This window comes from Fodinibius sp. (assembly GCF_041642155.1).
In the GTDB taxonomy this organism is placed as follows: domain Bacteria; phylum Bacteroidota; class Rhodothermia; order Balneolales; family Balneolaceae; genus Fodinibius.
The window spans coordinates 1-19051 of sequence record NZ_JBEPWZ010000035.1 but is presented as its reverse complement, the minus strand read 5'-3'; the positions used below and the strand labels follow the sequence as shown (position 1 = coordinate 19051).

At 46.3% G+C, this 19051-nt stretch carries 6 protein-coding genes; 2 read left to right on the top strand and 4 right to left on the bottom strand.

The annotated features are described in order from the left end of the window. Together ACESLU_RS04010 and ACESLU_RS04005 are read right to left on the bottom strand one after the other, a co-directional pair. Window positions 1–6231, bottom strand: a 6231-nt coding sequence (locus ACESLU_RS04010; RefSeq protein WP_372635474.1) for a neuraminidase-like domain-containing protein, incomplete at its 3' end; no start/stop codon positions are given. Between the two features lie 92 nt (window positions 6232–6323). Continuing rightward, complete coding sequence (locus ACESLU_RS04005; RefSeq protein WP_372635471.1) at window positions 6324–13817, bottom strand: SpvB/TcaC N-terminal domain-containing protein; 7494 nt, start codon at window positions 13815–13817, stop codon at window positions 6324–6326. Window positions 13818–14157: 340 nt separating this feature from the next. On the opposite strand from ACESLU_RS04005, the gene ACESLU_RS04000 reads away from it, so the two are divergent. Next, a complete protein-coding gene (locus ACESLU_RS04000) occupies window positions 14158–14307 on the top strand; it encodes a hypothetical protein (RefSeq protein WP_372635468.1) in 150 nt (49 codons plus the stop codon). Window positions 14308–14638: 331 nt separating this feature from the next. Here the strand turns inward: ACESLU_RS04000 and ACESLU_RS03995 are convergent, their stop codons facing one another. Together ACESLU_RS03995 and ACESLU_RS03990 are read right to left on the bottom strand one after the other, a co-directional pair. After that, window positions 14639–15988 (bottom strand): enolase C-terminal domain-like protein, encoded by a 1350-nt coding sequence (locus tag ACESLU_RS03995; RefSeq protein ID WP_372635465.1) that lies wholly within the window; start codon window positions 15986–15988, stop codon window positions 14639–14641. A gap of 695 nt (window positions 15989–16683) precedes the next feature. Beyond that, window positions 16684–17862, bottom strand: coding sequence for a hypothetical protein (locus ACESLU_RS03990; protein ID WP_372635462.1), 1179 nt, complete (start codon window positions 17860–17862; stop codon window positions 16684–16686). 481 nt (window positions 17863–18343) lie between these two features. Here ACESLU_RS03990 and ACESLU_RS03985 point away from each other — a divergent pair. Then, window positions 18344–19051: hypothetical protein (locus ACESLU_RS03985; RefSeq protein ID WP_372635460.1), on the top strand; the 708-nt coding region annotated here is incomplete at its 3' end.

The following is a 19051-nucleotide window of genomic DNA, read 5'->3' as shown; positions in this document are numbered from 1 at the left end:
AACTCCAACAGAGTACGGCTTGATCTGCATTTTTCGCTTCAGAAGCTCATCAATCCCGGCCCGGTTTAACGCCCGTTTGAAGGTTTCCACATAAGGATGATAAAAGGGACGAAAACGGTAGCGAACCCTGTACGCATGATACTGATACGTACGATCCGGAGTTAAATAATTTTCTCTCCGGTAGAGTTTCTGAGGTTCAACAAAGTATGACCGCTCGGTATCTTGATAAAAGAAACTGCGATCAATGAAATCGGGTTGTACATCCCGAAGATTAATTACCACGGAATATGGAGTCTCGGGATCATCCAACAGCTCCACATCGGTCATTTTGCCACGGCGCCGGGTGTATACGGTCAGAGATTCATGTCCGGGAATATTCACCAAGTGGGTGTTTCGGAAATATTGATGAGCCGGCAAACGAATATTAGGTTGAACGGATTGCAGAGGTTCTATACTTCCCTCTTCGCCATATTCCTTCCGGGCTTCCTGCAGCGACCCATTCCTTTTGTTATTTGTATGTAATTCTTTGAGCCGCACGTCAATAACATCTCCATTAAACACGAATGTAGAGGAGTGCCAGGGCCGTTTACTGGGGTCATGTTCGTTAGTAGTAAACTTTACCCACCCATTGCTATTATCAGTTACTCCGACATATTCTTCGGCGTTATTATTAAAGGTTTCTGAAGTACTGATAAAAATATCGAGGTATAAACGGGAGGAAGCTTTATTCCAGCGTGGTTTGAGGTGATAAGTCGACCGCGGGCGGGGCCAGGGGTGAATAAGCCTGTTGGAAGAAACACGTTTGGGGGTCCATTTCCTGTTGCGGAAGACACTCCAGGCCAACTGTATTTCCAGATATTGACGACTGCCCGCCGGGCGACTCGATGAACCTGAGGCTTCGGCAGGTGCGGTCTTTTGTTCCTTTTTTGGACGTTCGCGGAAGGTCAGCCAGAATAAGTAAAGACGATCCTGATATAGTACCGGTACCAGATGTTCAGTTTCGATATCCAGATCTACTTTTTCCCAGGGAGACCAACTGGTACCATCGACATATTGACGATGATAGTAAATTGGGGGTTCTCCGAGTGTTCGGGCGAAAACGTGTTGCGTACTGGTATCGCCTTTCTCCTGGACGCACGTTCCCACTACTTCGAGTCGATCTACGTCTTCTAACCTATCCAAATAACCCCGAAATGCTTTTTCAGCATTTTCATCCGTGAGTTCATTCTGTTGCAACTGATCTTCCAGACTCTCAAAAAAGGGAGATTTTTTCTGTCGCAATTCTGGCTCGATCCAGTTTTCAGGGTAGAGAAATACCTTCCGGTTAGCCTCCCACACTCGGTAGTTCTTCATCCATTCCCATTTATCCCAGTTAGTTTTATGCAAAGGATCAACATCGGGTTCCAGATTCATGCGGCATCGTTGTACGAACAGATGAACACTACTGATCGCCTGTTTGATGCGCGAGGTAAGCTGACAAGAAGTCATTTCCACATCAATGAGAAAATAGGCATACAGATCCTCAACGTCTTGCCAGGCTGGATCCGAATTCGGATCAGAGGGATCTGCGGGAGCCGGGTGAGATATCAGATAATCAACAAGCGCTGCACGTTTTTTATCTCGAATCGTATCCTGGAGAGGAGACGCTATCGACAGCCATCGTTCCTTGTCGTATTTAGACTTCACAGCCTGCTTAATCTGCTGTGCTGTTTGTTCGGTCACAACCGGCCGGGACCAGGAGAACAGCGAATCGGCCGTTGCACCAATCCGGTCGACCTGCTCTATACAAGTGTGAATACGACGGTACGTTGCAGGCTTTTTATATTCTTTGGATATCCGCAGGTTCAGTCCGTCATGGATGCTTTGTAATGTATCGCGATCCCATCCTGTTAAGTCTGCCATTTCGTCCAATAAATCGGAAACCGAATTCCCGTGGCGTACATGATCCAGCACTTTAAAAAAGGAGGTGTCTCCTTTCTCGGAGATCGAATCCTTTAAACGCAGTAATTCCTCAAACTGCTGCCAATTCTGAAAGGAAGCCGCCGATTGGCCAGACTTAACCGGCAAGGTATTAAAGTCTGAGAAGCCCAGGGCAGGTCCGTGTGTCAGCAGCCAGTCAACATCTTTGCTATTCAGAGAGCGATTACGTATCAGCTTACCGGTTTTTTTAAGAAGTCGTAGAGCCTCAAATACGTTCGGAAGATCCCCGGCGCTAAAGGGAAACTCGGCATCTTCGTTGGGGATCGCTTCCACAAATGATGTTGAGGTAAGGATATCCAGCAAAGTGCCATTCTGACCATTCAATGACAGGTTCCGGAGCAAGAGCACGGTTGTTGAGGTAGAGAGATTAAGCCAATTGGCCACTCGTTCAATGACTATATCCTCGCTGAGATGGGCGTGCAATTGCTGCAGAACCCAGAGATAACGATCCCGAATCTTCTGTTCCCGGTCTGATGCACTGGAGGCGGATAACGTTGCCAACTCTTGAATTGCTTTAGCCGGATCCAAAAACAGATCAAAATGATCGCGGATGAACGTTTTCCGTTCCGAATCCGTCAAGTGTGGATCACCGGAGGGTTGATCCCATGTTCCGTCAATAATTCGATGCGTTGTATCCAGTACTGAAGACTCAGAGAAAGTACCGATCGAACTCAGTGTCCTTGACAAAATATCCTGAAGCGGTTCACTGCTTTGAAGCAGATCGTTCCTAATCTGTTCAAGAGACGAATGTAATTGTTGAACTTCTCCCGCAAGGATTGCTTCACTTGAAGCATCAGGAGAATCTGGACGCCATTGCAGATTAGCCGCAAGTTGATTTAGGGTTAGAGGACTTTGATCGACGAGTTTATATATGCTTATTAGCTCGCGAACGTCTTCCGGGGAAGCGAATGGAGCATTGATTTCAGCGAGATCAATCAAGAGCAGCAACCGGTCCACCGGAATTCCGAGTCCCTGTGCAGTAACACCATAGCGGAAAATTTTACTGAGATTAGATAGCGTAAGGCTCCCGTCCGTTTTTGCAGATAGGTGTTTTACCTCTTCTTCCGACAGGCCGAAAGCGGCAGAAATCGCAGATCGATGATCTTTAATTGACTCGCTGCCACCACTTGACGTTATATTGGCAACTTCGAATGCATCAGCGATCGGATCCTGAACAGTTTGATTCAAAAAGAGTCGCTGGTATACCGGATCGGGTACAATCGGTCCGGACTCCACGATTGAAGGAAGCGCGTCCGTATTGAGGTCTCCAAAAAGGGCCAGAGTTTCCTCCACACCAAGGTCAAGTGCCTCCTGGAGTTTTTTGATGTTCCAGAGCTGGCGAATTGTATCGCTATTCAGCTTACCTTTTCCTACTGATTGGTGCCTGAGTAGCAGATCCAGCTCATACATCGACCAGTCGGTTTTTCGCCAGATACGGAGAAAGCGGTTGACCCGATCCAGCAGACCTACATTTAGTCTGTTCAGTTGCTGGGCACTAACGGCGCAGTCTTTTACCGGACGTTCTATAACTATACGGTTACCAGAGTCATTAACCGGGTTAACGAAGCGGGACTGCAACAGCCGAACGCCCTCATCATATGATAACCGGGCCGTATCCAGAAAAGCTTCCATATTTAGCAGCTCCGTTGTTGGGTCATCACTTTCCCAAAACTTTTTCTGTGCGGCTGTAGAAGCTTTCTTTTTCACAATTATTTCAAGTTCAGCGGCCGAAATACCAAACGATTCGGCTTCAAGATATGGAAGTCCTATTTGGAATTCCGGAGGGGATGACTGCGGCTTCCAGCCTTCACGCGGTCGAAAGGCTCGCATTAACTCACGTCTCGAAACGCCAAGGTGATCGAGATACGTTCGGGCCTGGAGAGTCCATAGATCAAAAGGCATTGACAAGGGAGCCCGGGCATTTCGAAGCACCTTGTAAGCTTCCGAACGTATATGTTCGGGTTGTGCACGCAGTTCGTCTGATGACCAATTTGTTTGATAGTAAACTTCGTCGCCCTCCTCAGGTGGCGCAACAGCCCGTTCAAGGATTTCACAAGTTAAATCAATATATGGCAATGCCGTGTTGGTATTTTTACAATCCAGTTTTATCCGCTCCAAATCAGGCCGACGCTCGAGCAGTACTTCTACCGGTGACTTGGAATCTGACGACCCGTTCGACTGAGCCAGAAATCGCAATAAGTCGACGTAGTATGCCGCCGGACTCAGGATTGACTGGCAATGCGAACAGTTGCAGAAATCGAGTGAACCGAAGAGCGATTCTAACGTGGGAAGCTGTTCCTCAACTTCTTCCGAATCGTCCAGGTGATTCTTTCCGACCGCTCGCGGAGCATCCCGGTTGAAACGAGGATCAAATTCCACAATTCGTTTTATAGTGCGGGCGTAGGTATGTCGAGCCCGTTTGAAGACTCGTTCTGCTTCGGTTTCGGTTAAGTTTTCAGTTCCGCTGTAATTCCCTATAAAATGTTCCTTGCCCATATGGTATATCTGCGAGGCTGAATGAATACCCGACTCCAAAAGACTTCCGGCAATCCGGGGAACCGGCTCAATTTGCAGTGTCCGCTGCAGTCGTTTCATATCTTCGAGTGCCTGATCGGGTTTTTCAAAGTTATTTTCCCATCCGTTTCGGTTGTGCAGGTATCCCTCCACGTGCTCTTTGGTTAAGTCGAAGTCTGGATTTTCCCGCACGAACCGGGTTAACTCCTCCTTGTGACGAACAACACCATTGTCGCTTCGCCCGACACGGGCAGTCAGTGCCTCAGTGGGAAAGGAGAGTTCGGTCCGCTGCTGAAGTTCACGGGCGAAAAGTTCCATGCGCTGCTCGGTATTTTCCGCGTCTATAGCCTCCGGTACAGCCTCTTCACCGGCCGATTGCACTTCCTCTTTCCATCCCTCGAGATCCATCCACGCCAGCTCCCGAGGCTCGTTGAATGGGGCATCCGTTTCCATCCGGTCTTTTAGTACGCGGACCATCGGCAGGTGATTTCGTGCTACAAATCCCAATTGCAGCGTCCGTTGCAGGTCCTGCAAAGAATCCGATTCAAAAACGTCATTTTCCTTAACCTCTTTCCAGAATGCTGTTCCGAATCCTCCATAATCCAGATACAGAGCCGCCACCGGCTCGTATTTGTCGGAATTTAGTTTCGTCTCGTCAAGAATGTCACGCATCGTAGTCGTTCCACGTCCCATCGGTTGGTCTAAGGTACTCGTGCGGGTCAAAGCTGCTAATTCTTCGGTCCATTTATCCAACTTTTGCTGCGCATCCCGTGGAATAAGATTAGTCTTTATGGCCTGTTCAACCGCCCTTTCACGTAGCCGGGAAGACATCAGAGCAATACCATCGATAGTGTTTTCAACCAGTGCATCGATCCGTTCAAAATTTTGTGTGGCAGAAAGCAGATGTTCCGGCAAACCGGCCGGCAGCCGTTGTGCGAGCAAAGCATAGAAAACCTCAGGAGCGATCTCCGTTTCAGCGGTTAAACGATGGGCAAGTACCAGCCGCATAACCTGGTCCACCTTTAGTCCCGACTCCGTCGCCAGAACGGTCAGCTGGTTCTTTTCTTCTGTCTCCACCAAATTTGCCAGCAAACGTCCCGACAGAACAGGCTTGACGGCTTTCATCTGGGTGACGTAGGTGGATTCACCCATATAGGGCTGCTTGCCTGCCGTAAAGTTCAGCCATTCAACTTTATGCGGGCCCATAATCCGCTTCGGTGGAAACAGGTTTTCTCCATTATCGTCGACCACACGTACTTCCAGCCGGACCGACAATGTTTCATCTCCTTTATTCGCCTCACCTTTCGGCCTGGCCTGTACAAGGTCGGTCGTTCGATAGATCGCATCATAAAATCCGTTTTTGAAGGTAGTCCGCTCGATAAGAAGGTGTTCCCCGTCGAATGTCTTCTGCAACAGTTGGACTCGCACGTTCGACATGCCCTCCCAGTTCTCGTCGCGAACTGATCCGCGCACACGATATTTCTCCCCGGCCTCCGAAATACGATTGGAGAGTTTTTGGTTCAGCCTGTGAGCCGTCTTATTCTCCACGTCGCCGGTAACTTCCAATCCCTCTTTTTTCTGAAACTCGCGTACGGCCTTCCGGGTTGAGGTGCCGAACTTCATTTGGGATCGCTCTTTAGTGTCAATATCATATCCCAAGTCATCGAGCGCCTCCTGAAGGGTTCCCACGTTATCATTTTCCAGGTTCAGTCGAAGGGGAAAACTAATGGATTTCATAACGAAGTCCTCTCAAGTGTTACGATAGAGTTAAAATTCTTATTACAACTATTCGATAGTCAATTCAATTTAGATTCTAAAAATAGTTTGTTTTAATCATCTGTTTCAGTACCTGCATAACCTCCAATTCCGAATCCCAAGAATGGCGAACTAAGTATTCCACCACGTAAACCCTGTTCTAAAAAGTAGGCTTTAAGTTGATGCTGAGAAAAGTGGTGCAGTTTGGGAATACCACCTCTCCAAAAAATATTTCTAGGCCCCCAATTCATTGCAAAACCCATATATTGATTTAATCCTAAAGATCGATGAACTAAGCCAGTCATATTTGGCAACTCAAGCAAGTTCCACCCTGCATTTACAACTCTGTCAGGTACAAACCCACCTCTTGAGGCAGCTAATCTTTGAGGAATAAGCCAATGGTGTAAAGTAGCTCCTGCTCCCTCTGCACCCCCAGCTCGGGCACCCCAATAAGCGGATCTGGTAGCTTGGTATGATGAACGTCCTATAAAAAACCCCCTTAAACCAAATGCAGCAGACTGTGAAGCTCTAGCTCCGACATTTACGCCAGTACCTATTCCTGCAGTGCCTAATGTTAAGGCAGTATCGATAGCGGTTTCAGGGGTCCATAAACTTGCAAATAAGCCGCCAGTCCATCCCGCGGTCTGTTTTAAAAATCCAGTAAATCCACCTTGCTTTCCACCCTCGACTACAAGATCAGCATAATATTGAGCAGCCTCTTCGCCAGCTTCTGTTCCCGGTAAATAAGAACCCCAGGGACGCTCTTCTTCCTCTTTCTGAGATTCACTTCTACTTGGTTCAGGTGTTGGATTTTGGCTACTAACTTCCCCACTGGTTCCCATTTGTTGATCAGATTCTGATTTTGAACCAGGATCTCCAAAAATCAAATAGCTTTCTATCTGCAACTCATCCTCTGGTGTTGAATCCATTTGAATGAGCGGACCACAAGCCGGATTCATGGAATCACACTCGGATGAGGCATCTAAAGGTCCTAGACTAACATTACCTCCTGTATCTAATGTTATTCCAAACCCACCTTGAATTTCATCTTCGTCTTGAGTTCCGGAGGGATCAGTTCTACGAACAGGATTATTACGAACATAACCATAGCTATTTATGCCACCTTTTAGACCAATCGGATCTGCAGATGTCCATCTACCCAGCCAAGCCGCATAATACCGGGCACCATGATAATAGAGACCGGTCGACTCGTCGTGTTCCTTGCCCGTGTAACGATATCGTTTGAGACTGACTTCGGTTGTACTGCGTCCGGCACGATAGGAAGTCCCGCCAAAAGGAAAATATTCTTCATACGTAATGATATTGCCTGCCTCATCTACTTCCAGACTCACTGTTTCCAGGTGATTACCAAGCTGATAGCGTTGCAATGAATTGGGGTTCTCTATCGGGCTCCCGTTATCGTGGGTTTTTGTTTCAACCAGGGCGACACGCTTTTTATCATCCATGATGTGCAGGGATTCACGGCGCCGCTTTAAAGAGCCATTTTCAAAACGGCGGTATATTTCAAAGCCATCCAGATAAATTCGCTCTTCTGTAATACCGTTATGATCGTGCACCTTTCGTACTCGTTGTCCACCGCTCCCATACGAAAAATGTACTTTCCCCCCGCCTCCAAGATCCACTTTCCTCAGTTGATCTTCATAGTTCCACTCAAGCCGATTCAGATGAGGCATGGAAGTCATATTACCGTAAGAATCATGAGTATATACTGCCGAGTAGGTACCACCGGCATTATCTTCAGGTCTTCTTGTATCTCCCGGCAAGCTGGTGGATCGCAATCGATTGTTACCCTGCTCGTACTGGTAGTGGCGCTTCCAGTTCAGCTGCGGATCCGCTCCACCCAGCACTTTGTGAGCCATAGTAAGCAAATTACCCACCTTATCATAGGAATAGCTTTCCTCATAGCGGTGCAGGGCTTGTGTGTTGTTGGAATGAGGTAAATTTTTGGGAGGCAGATCTTCATCGGCCGGTTGAGCAGCATTTAGTGAACGGGCCAATTCCCGTCCTTCTTCCTTTGTGAGCCTATACAACGCATCGTATTCATATTTTCTATCAGGCGAAACCACACTGTTTTGGAAGTAGGTGTCCTGTTCCGCATGGTTTGCAATCTCCGTAATATTTCCGACAGGATCGTACGTGAAATGGAGGTTTTGAAGTTCTTTGCCATCAGAAGACCGGGTTGTTAATAGGTTAATCAACCGGAAGGTTTGATCATCATACGTATACTTTGTGCTCACACCGTTGTTGTATTGAATCCGGGTCCGCTGGCCTTTTGCATTATAGTCGATATTTCGTACAAAAGTAGTGCTTGCGGATTCTCCCCGTAATCGGCAATCAATCTGCTCAAGTACTCCCGCTTCGTTGTAACCTGGTTCAATTACACTGCCATCCGGCATATGCTGTGCAATCGGTCTATCCAATGCATCGAAGAACGTTTCAACGACATATTGTTTGTTCTCTAATTCGGGTCTATCTGACCAATCAATCAAGAGATTACTCTTTTTGGTGAGTGTGCGACTGTTCTTTACAGCATTTCCTTTAAAATCATACCGTTCTGTTATCGTTATCCCGGCACCATCACGATGTTTGTAAACTTGATCTCGTAAATTCTTTTCTTTGGGATTCGGTTGGGCTTCCCCATAAATTTTTTCTTCAACCGTTCGCTCATTCCCACTACTATCCTCTACCTTTGTACGGGTAGGCCGGCGCAAAGCATCATAGGTTATTTCAATTTGCCGACTCTGTGCATCCCACCGCCGAAATGGATTGTCATCTACTTCAGGCAGCAATCGGCGCTCTCCCGAATCCATGCTCTTTCTGTAAATTTTTCGGCCGGCCAGATCGTAACGATGTTTCATCACTTCCTGTCCTTCAGCATCAGTTACAACAAGTGGATTACCTTTCGCATCCAGTTCGGTATGAGTTGAATATTTCCCCTCCGGGCCATTATCCGCAATGCTTAGAAATGTGCGTCCCAGTGCATCTAAATGCTTCGCTTTGGGGGTATTAGCATGTTCAGCGGCCAAGTCGGCAGCCCTACTCTCGGATGCATCTGCCGATGGATCTTGTCGTTCCTGCCACCAATCGCTCTCCTTAACCGTATCACTGGTATCCCACACTATCTTCTTCCAAGAATCGAGCTCTTTTTTGCTAAATGTTCCGTTTGGAGACTCCGTGCGAATTCGCCGGCCCAAGGGATCGTAATGCAAGATGGGGGTAACGCCCCATTCCACCAGCTTGTCTTCATTTTCGTAATTATGTGTAACGCTGAAGAAGGGCTCGTATTTTTTTACAGGATTTCCTTTGTTATCGTATACATTTCGCCCACTGCCAACCCAACGGATATCCGGGGTTGTATCAACGGTAATCAGATCACCCTGGTCGTTGATTGTATGAGCGCTTCCCGGCTCTGCCTGTTTTTTAGTCATAGCCTCTCGCTCCAGACCATCTAAATAGGTTATATTCTGCTGAACGGCGGTGATTTCATTTTCAGATAATTCAACGATATGTGTTTCGCGGCTGATTGTATGAGTACAAACCGGCCCTTCTCCGTTTTTGAATCGATGCAGATCTACCAACCTACGAGAAGTGGCACTCTGAAGATATTTTTGGGGATGTTGAACAGCCTCATCCAGGTCTGATGGTTCATTAAACCGGAATCCTTGCAGCGAATCACCCTCGGATGCATCTTTATCCATCTTTGCTGTGGCCGTTATCATGCCGAGCGCATCGAAACGTACCGCCGAACGGTTGTCATTGACGTCGACAATCTCCTGTACCCGCATAACCCGGTAGTTATTAATAGCCTTCATTTCGTTTCCGGTTGTATTTTGGGCGGGGGGCGGCGAGATGGTCTTTTCCAGCAGAAGTGAATATTTATCGTATTGCGACTGATACGTATTTCCAAATGGATCGGTAAACTTGACCGGCCAATAAAATTTGGAGGGATCAAATTCCTGATGTCCTGAGGGTATCCACCACTTCCCGTCCGACTTGGTATAACCGGCTTTTTTCAGGAGACTCGCATTGACCCGGGTTCCATAAATTTTCGAAATTATTCCCGGCGTAAAAACCAACCTATAAGTCTCATAAGGAAGCGCCCGAGATTCGACATCTCCCAACGGTAACGGCCCGGACAGATCGTCTTTGTAATAGAGAATTCGCTGGTGTTCAATTAATCGCTTCTGCAACGTTCCGTCGCTTGGGTCAACCTCAAAATCGATTTTCGAGGCATTCTGAATATTCGTTCGCAGTTCTTCCAGAGAGTATATGTCACCTGAAGGATCCGGCATCCCTGTCACTTCATACTTTTTGCTCTCTGAGTGAAGCCCTGCCCGGTAAAAATCAACCTCATTCGATTTGTTGATATAGTCCTGTTCGATATACCGGATCTGCCGCTCTTGCTGCTCAGGTTTGGGAGATGTGGAGGATCCATTTGCCTGTCGTCGAGAGTAGGTAACGATTGCAGATTTGTTGACATTCCCGAAATTATCCACTTCCAGGGTCAGTTTGTGGCTAAGCCGGGGATCTTTCGGATTTCGTTCATATTCGTAGTTGAGCTTCTCACTTCTGAAAGGATAGAAAACTGCAAACCGATTTTTCCCCGTCGGCTGTAATATTTTGATCTTATATGCATTTTCAACCACTCTGTATGGATGCTTATCCTCCGCCGATCCATCTTCAGCATAGATCTCCTTTCGGAGCAAATGCCCTTTAAGTGCCCGGCATGCTTGTCTCTGTTCCTCGGTGCTAAGATCCTCCGGGAGCGAGGTATCGGGCAGGAATACCGCATCGGGATCCCCGTCGTAATACTCGTCTTCGAATTGGCGTGCTATCGCCTCCCGAATACGAAATGCTCCCATATGGTACCAGGTTTTTGTATAGACGGGAGGGCGATGATGAGCTTCATCCATATTGCCCGAAGCACCGGAAGATCCCTGATCTTCGAATTCGGTGAACTTATCGGTATCCCACGATTCTACAAGGCCGAACCCGTGAAATTCCCGCTCCTTGCCGTCGAAGTATCCGTGATGGTATTTATAATTCGTTACGTATTTGGTATCAGTTATTTGTTCATGAGCTTCAGTGCGTTCAACAACATGAACAGGAAATGGGAGTCTGGTTTTCCAGGGATTCCCTTTTTCACGATCCTCCAGGTAGAATTTTGTCGAAGGGGCATAGTGGATGTTTCGTTCCAGGCCCATTCCATTGTTTATGGAAGTGAGCAGGTGAGGCTTGCCCTGATCCATCAAATCAACATATCCCATAGGTTGATTGGAATGCCGGCTAAGAGGAGATGACCACACCAGGCAGGAGGTCCCTTTGCCAAGCAGGTCCATCACTTGTACGTTTGCATCATCATCGACGGTGGGGAATGATTCAATCTCCTGCCGGTCGCTCCAGCTATTCCCGGCTTGATTGAACCAGAAGGAAACTTTTTCATCTCCAATATAAAATACATCGGTCGTCCCTGAACCATCAACATCTCCCAATTTAATCCGTCGATGTGTAAACAAGTCAGGCCGTGCAAAATCAGGGGCGTTCCCCATGGTGATCTTGGCGCCGAACTTCGCATATCCCAGGTTAGGCCAGTAGACGATCTCTCCGTTTCTTATTCGTACGAGATCGGTCAAGCCGTCTCCGGACATATCGGCCAGGAAAATGGACTGTGTCGCGTCATTAAAAATGAGTGTTGGTCCCTGTTCCTCATCAAGGGCTTTTGTAACCTGTTCGGCAGATCCATACCCCTCTTCACCTTTTGACTGGTAAAAAGTGAAGACCGTATCTTCAGTGACAAGCAGATCCGATTTACCGTCACCCGTGAGATCAATAAACCGGAGATTGGGATGTTCCCAGTCCACATTCGGAATAGAGGTAAATGGTTTAAACGACTTCCAGCCGCCATCCTGCGTTCGTTCATAGATCCCCGGTGAACCGTTATCCAATTTAACCAGGTCAAGCTGTCCGTCACCCTCCAGGTCCATCAGTCGCTGTCCCTTACCTCCAGGTTGCGAATTCGAGGGGATAGGATCCACTCGCTTAGAAGGGGCAAAATAGCCTCGGGATTTGCCATCACTATCTGAATCGGATTTGGCTTTCCGATTACCTCCTAAGTTACGTTTGTAAAACCATCCACCGCCCTTCTCAGTAAGTATGCCGGAAAGCCCTTCACCATCCAAATCCGTCCATTGGTAACTCTTCCCGTCGATCCCAATTGGTAAATTTTCTATACTTTCCTCTTCCAGGTATTCAAAGGACTTGCCAACCTCAGGTTGTGAATAAGAAAACTCGAAGCTGGGCAGTGACTTGCTTTTGAACTCTTCATCATCTTCGTCGTACCTATAACCCGTCTGCCAAATATCGGTCATTTGTGTAAGCGCAAAAGTTTCCTCATAACCAAAACAAGTGGCCCTGACAAGCGAAGGAGTATTTTCCAGTTCATCAAAACGGTGGAACATAAGCACCCGCTTGCAGAGGCGATAGGTTCTAACCTCGAAACCGGGTTTATAAGTTGAAAACGGATCTGATCGTACCTCCCATTCTTTTGTTTTCTGGTATTGGGGAATGTCTTGGTCAGCTGTGCTGTGTTCCCCATAATCAAATACGACTTCAAAAAGCCATCGGTTGTTATCTTCCCAGTTTTCTTCGAAATGAGATACCGTATTCCCGTACGTGATACGTTTAGGATAGAGCTGGGCAAAAGAACCATTATCAAGGCGATGCTGTTCCCATACGTTCGGTGTAACACCCCGGCCATCTTCCTGTTTATATTCATACCGGATGACATTCCCTTTGGGATCACGTGTTTCCTCGATTAGCCATTCGAACACGCGTTTTGGGTCCTTCGGATCGACAATACAGGATTCAGGAGATCGACCGTAGATACTCGTCCTATTATTTTTTGACGTAGTCCGCCAGTGTATCTCTCCGCTCTTTTTATTTACCCATCGCTCAATTCGAGAAAACGAGCCCTCCGTCCGCGGTCTGTACCGGTATATCTTGAAATGTTCTCCATTCTCACTTTTAGTGAGAATTTTACGCTTCCAGCCTTCCGTCTTTTCTACAAGCAGTGGAACCAGATCTTCCGCGCCGGACATGATAAAGGTATCAGACTCATCCCCGTCTCGATACCGGGGCAATCCTTTTGCGGTTTTTCGTTTTATAGATGGAACTGAAAGCGACCATCCGATTCCAAACGGCCCGTTACCCGCGCCAGAGTCATACGATAAGGAGAGCTTGGGATGGAAGTCATCCCGACCGGAAGTCGTATATATAGGAATTTTCAATGAAGCGGTACCTGTTGCCCGGTTTATGGAGAATTTCTCATCAATGCTCCTGATCGATCCACCCCCTTTAGGTAAAGATAATTTAGGGGCTGAAATACTTGGAAGGTTTTGCGTATTCGAGTCTGATATACCACCAGTATTTTTATTTACTGACGCTCTCCCCCCGTCTTCAGATGTTTGTTTCCCCTCAGCATCGTCATCGGCTTTTATGCCGGATCGAATACGCTCTCTTTTGTTGTTTAGTTTCTCAAAAGTTGCCATAAATTGGCCTCTCAGGAAAATACTAAAGAAAAGAACCCTTACTTGTAATCTTCTCTTTTTTGAGCTTAAAAAATATTTAGGGGAACTTCAAATAACAATGGGTTTCAAAACTTGATAGTGTGTTTACACCTCTATAGAAGTATTTTTCGTTATAAAACGTTATGGTAATTGATAGCTAATGACAATTTAAATATCATGGTAATATGCTGTAGTTCAACGTATTATCGTTTTACGCTGTGTAAGTTAGTTTCTGCAAAAGTAGGTAAGGAATTGGAAAAAAAAGAAAGGCCATGGATAGGTTTGATTGAATCATCAAAACCCAAACCAAACCATCATTGCCATGACCTCTGAAGGAAAGAATAAGGAAACGGAAGTAAAAAGTCAGCTGAAAGATTTACTGAAGATGGATCAACTCGAAAAAGTTAAAGAAGAATGGAAATTTTTCTTCGGGGAATCCTCCGAAGAAGATACATCAACCAGCTATGGCTGAGTAACTTTTGCAGAAAAAAACCTGCACAAGCCGATATCAGACTTTCCAAAGCTGAAAAAGGTAAACGTCCTATACAATCTGACAATAAAATAATCTAAAAAAGCCATTCTCTGCTTTAATTTGCTGTAGTTCGGCTTGTTCGGGCGTAAGCCTCTCAAAACACCCTTTACGGAAAAACTACTGGATGAACCTGCATTGTAGGCTACTCTCCATTTTGTTAATTAGAGTGGACTTAAACCTAGCTCAGAGGCTGGTTCACTGATGTTTTCCCGCTGGTAACTCTGCTGGAATGAAGATCACATTTCTAAATCCAATGGTATATAAGCTCATACTAGGGACGTATGGGAGTTCCATCAAGTGCGCGAACTTGTGTCCAAGTATTTAGTTGTTCGTCGGGTATGGGAAATTTGGCTGCTTCCTCCTCATTAAAATCAACCCCTATACCCGGAGCTTCATTTATCTTTACATAACCCTCCTCAATCTTGGGTGCTCCAGGGAAAATTGATCTCAAACGATCACTCATATTCGGAGCCTCCTGAATACCAAAGTTCCACACCGCCAAATCAATATGCGCATTGGCTGCATGACCAATTGGTGATACATCACCAGGGCCATGCCAAGCTGTTCGAACATTGAACCATTCTCCTAACCGGGCTACCTTCATCGCTGGTGTGATTCCCCCTATTTGTGAAATATGAATACGTATAAAATCAATCCAACGGTTTGTTATCGGTTCCAGCCATTCATGAGGATTGTTATAGAGTTCCCCCATTGCAATTGGTACTGAGGTCTTTTCCCTCAACTGTCTCAGCCAATCGTTATTTTCTGGTGAAACAGGATCTTCAATAAAAAAAGGCCGGTATTGTTCCAGATCTTGACAAAGTTGAATTGCATCTCGCGGCTGAATTCTTTCATGGATATCATGACATAGTTCTATACGATCTCCACATGCCGCTCGCACTTTCTCAAATAACTCACGAGTGCCCTGAAGATATGTATGAGTATCCATATAGCGGTCGCGCTCCATACCAAACCCAGCCTCTTTAAAATCAGGCTCCCCGGAGATGGCGGTAGATCCATACCCCCCAAGTTGTATCCGGCAGTGCCTAAAACCTTCTTCCACAGCCTCCTGCACGTTTTCTATAACTTCCTCAATTGTCCCATCTCCACAATGGGTATACGTATCAACAGCAAAACGGTTTTTCCCTCCAAGCAACTCATACACAGGCATGTTAGCTCGCTTACCTTTGATATCCCAAAGGGCCTGGTCAAGGCCGCTTAAAGCATTATTTAGCACGGGTCCATTACGCCAATAGGAATTTTGATAGGTCATTTGCCATATATCTTCAATATTATTGGCATTCATTCCTACACAAAAATCAGCTAAATAATCATTAACAGCTGATAAAACCGGTTTGGCTCGTTGACGAAAAGTAGCACACCCAACCCCATATAAATCTGGCTCATCGGTTTCTACCTTCACAACAATTAACTCAATACCGTGAGGAGCTGTTGCAATTCCTGCAACGTTAGTAATCTTCAATGGAGGCAATCCATTAGTTGCTTGTGCAAATTTTTTTTGTTGCTGTTTTTTCCAGGGGTCATTTCCCAAAGAAAATTGTCCTATTGCCCCTGCCGAGAATCCCATTCCCATATTCTTAAGTGCATCTCGTCTATTCATAATTTTGTGTCTTTATTGATTACAAATTCTATTACTTCTGCCTTACTTTAGCTTTATAGTTGGTAGTAGATGTCCCTGAGTTAGAGTAGTGTATCAATGTGGTAAATACAAACGAACAAGGGCAATTTGCTTACTAATTAACCGTACTGATTTAGAATGCACCCTGATTTTAGTACGGTTTTATAAGTAATCTCTTTAATTATTCTAATTGTAGGCAGAGAGATTATAGGCAGAGAGATGGATTTTTATCATACTTATTTTAAATCTACACCCACCAGCTAACCGGTTACCGAAGGTTTAAAAAGCATACTGAATATAATATCCGGTATGAGAGGTATGGACTGGGATATTGATCTCGGGCACATCATGGTCAAAGGGCTTGAAAATACCATAAACTTTTTCATAGATCATTGAACCTTGAAATAATGTGTACCAAAAGATCGGCTGGTAGCTACAATCCATACCAACCAATGCGGTAAAGCAATAAAAACTCAACAGGTCGATATGGCTGACTCGCTGTCCGTATTTACTTGGAGGGCTCTTTGAAAAACCAGTCCCGAAGCATCGGGAAATATCAACCCCTGAGTGAATTCAAAACCACAACATCTAAGACATGGATTTTAAATTTGTGAACATGCAGAGGTTTGTCAAAAGAACGGTTTTGCAAAGCGCTCTTGGACTGCATGGGCAGGGTATTATTCAGACGTCAGATAAAATGGTTGGGTATAAATCGTCCCCTCACTTCCTTCTATTTCAGCCCTGACAAACAAGCTGTTGTCAGGCACATCTGACTCCGAAATGGAAAACCCACGGTGCACGGTTTCCGTATCGTCGGTATCCGGGTTATGTGTCCTCCACCTGATTTCGTTCACCAGATCGTCATTGTCCACCGTCAGTGTCACCCTGTGATCTTCCACCTCCACATCAGTGATATTGAATGCTCTTTTATTGTATTGCTCGGAGGGCTTCCAGAGGTAGGAATATCCGTTTTGCAGTGCCTTCATGACATCCGGTGCCGATCCGTCCTGGATATCGGGATGAAGGGAACCCGGTCTGAAATTTTCCAGTAATATCACATCACGATTCCAGCCCAATGTACGTTCGGTATGCATATCATCTTCGCCGTACAACCAGATAGGCCGTTCAGCTCCGCCCAGTATGTGCTGGATCTTATCATAAAAAGCCCGGTCTCCCGGGTGGTTATCCTCTCTGTTGTAAACAGACTGCCCGATCAGGATATCATACCTTAAATACAGATCGACATACCAGTGAGCGGTTAATCCCAGTCGTTCAACATACCGGCCCGGGTGGGCAAAGTATGCGAATCCTCCGAGTTCTTCGATTTTATCGAATGAGTCCAATTCATCATCGACATGCCCCGACCACAGATTGAACACACTAATCGTGTGATGATGACCGGAAAGCTCATTTCCCTCCACCGATACCATGCCCAGTTCTACGGGGTCGCGATCCTCCCACGGCTCGTTGTGGATTTCTGCGTAGGTCTGACCATCTGCCCCTTCGTGGGTGACATCCTTGATTCTCTCATAAATCTGGGAAAGCTCGGTCCATGGATAGATCGTATTCATATGGTCGTGAGGAATATGACTGCTGTGTTCCGCCAGTGTCAGAATCTTATATCCTTCCTCATGGTACCGGTCTACGGTCTGGTGAGGGTCATGACCTCCATAGTCTCCCATATTCGGATGGGTATGAAACTCGGAATCATAATGACCGATTTCACTCCAGTTCAAATCCTCGTAGGGTGACCAGAATTTCCTGTCGCTGTTCCCGTCTGCATATCCGGCAAGAAAGAATATCCCGCAGACGGATGCCAGCAGCAAGCTATTCATTAACTTTGATGTTGTTACCATAAAGGGGATCTCCTGTATTTTAGCTTATTCATAAAAAGAGGCCATTTTATTTGTACGTCCTGCGCGCAACTGAATTAAGTATACTTGTTAATTCTTATCTTTACAACACTTCAAAACGATGTGCACTCTTTTAAATCAATTATCCCAAACGTAGTTGAAAAGAGGGAGTTTAATACTCATCTCTTGTAGCTAAATAAGATTACCGGGACAGGAAGGCGGTTGCCATCCCCATCAAACGCCGTTTAAGCCTAATTTCCCACATCTACACCGCAACTCCCCTGCATGCATAACGGTGTAACGCATCGCTCAGGCTCCCGGGAGGGTTTGTCAATTCCAAAAAGTTCAGCTGGCCGGTGTTTCAGGGCAGCCAAGCTAAATATAAGAATCCGGAAGATTTAACATCATCATGCTATTGGCGAGCCGGCAAATAGTTGATATCAATAAACAACATCGTTTAACCAGACCTAACCAGGAGGTTGTTATGATTAGAAGGCTATTTGTTACGACACTAATGGTAGGATTGTTCAGCGTTCCGACGGATGCTCAATCCACGTATATAGAATTAGGCTATCAATCGTTTAAACCCTTTGTCCATTTTCAGCTTAATCTGGGCAATGCACCTAATTATTACCGGGACTCTTACCAATCCGCCTACCTGAAAGGGTATATGGACGGGGTCAATGACGCCTATTATAACGACTACCGGTTTTATGAGCTGGTCCGCGATATCGATATCTATGAAGCCGGCTACCGTGACGGCTACAGGGATCGTGACTTGTTAATTCGCCTGCGGGGCCGCAGCTGGTATCACCGGCACCGGTTTGTCTACAACGATTATCATTCACCCTACTATTCGGTGCAAATTTGGCTGGATGGACTAACGTTCGCTTTCCTGCAGGCTCCCAGGCACCGGCTTCCCGATCGATGGATCCACCGGGTCCACCCGAAAGTCAGGCGGTACCGCGCACGCATGCACAAGAGAAACCATTACGCGCATATAGAAAAAAGGTATAAAAAACGCGTCAAGCGCTTACGGAAAGATGCGCGCAAATCGCGTTCCCGCTACCGGACGCAAAAAGGCCGGAAAAACTATCGGTCCGGGAAAATACGCCGGGCTTCAACGATTGACAAAAGGAAAGCGAGAGAAAGGATACGGCAGCCCCGGCGGAAGAAAAATCGCTCTCAATCC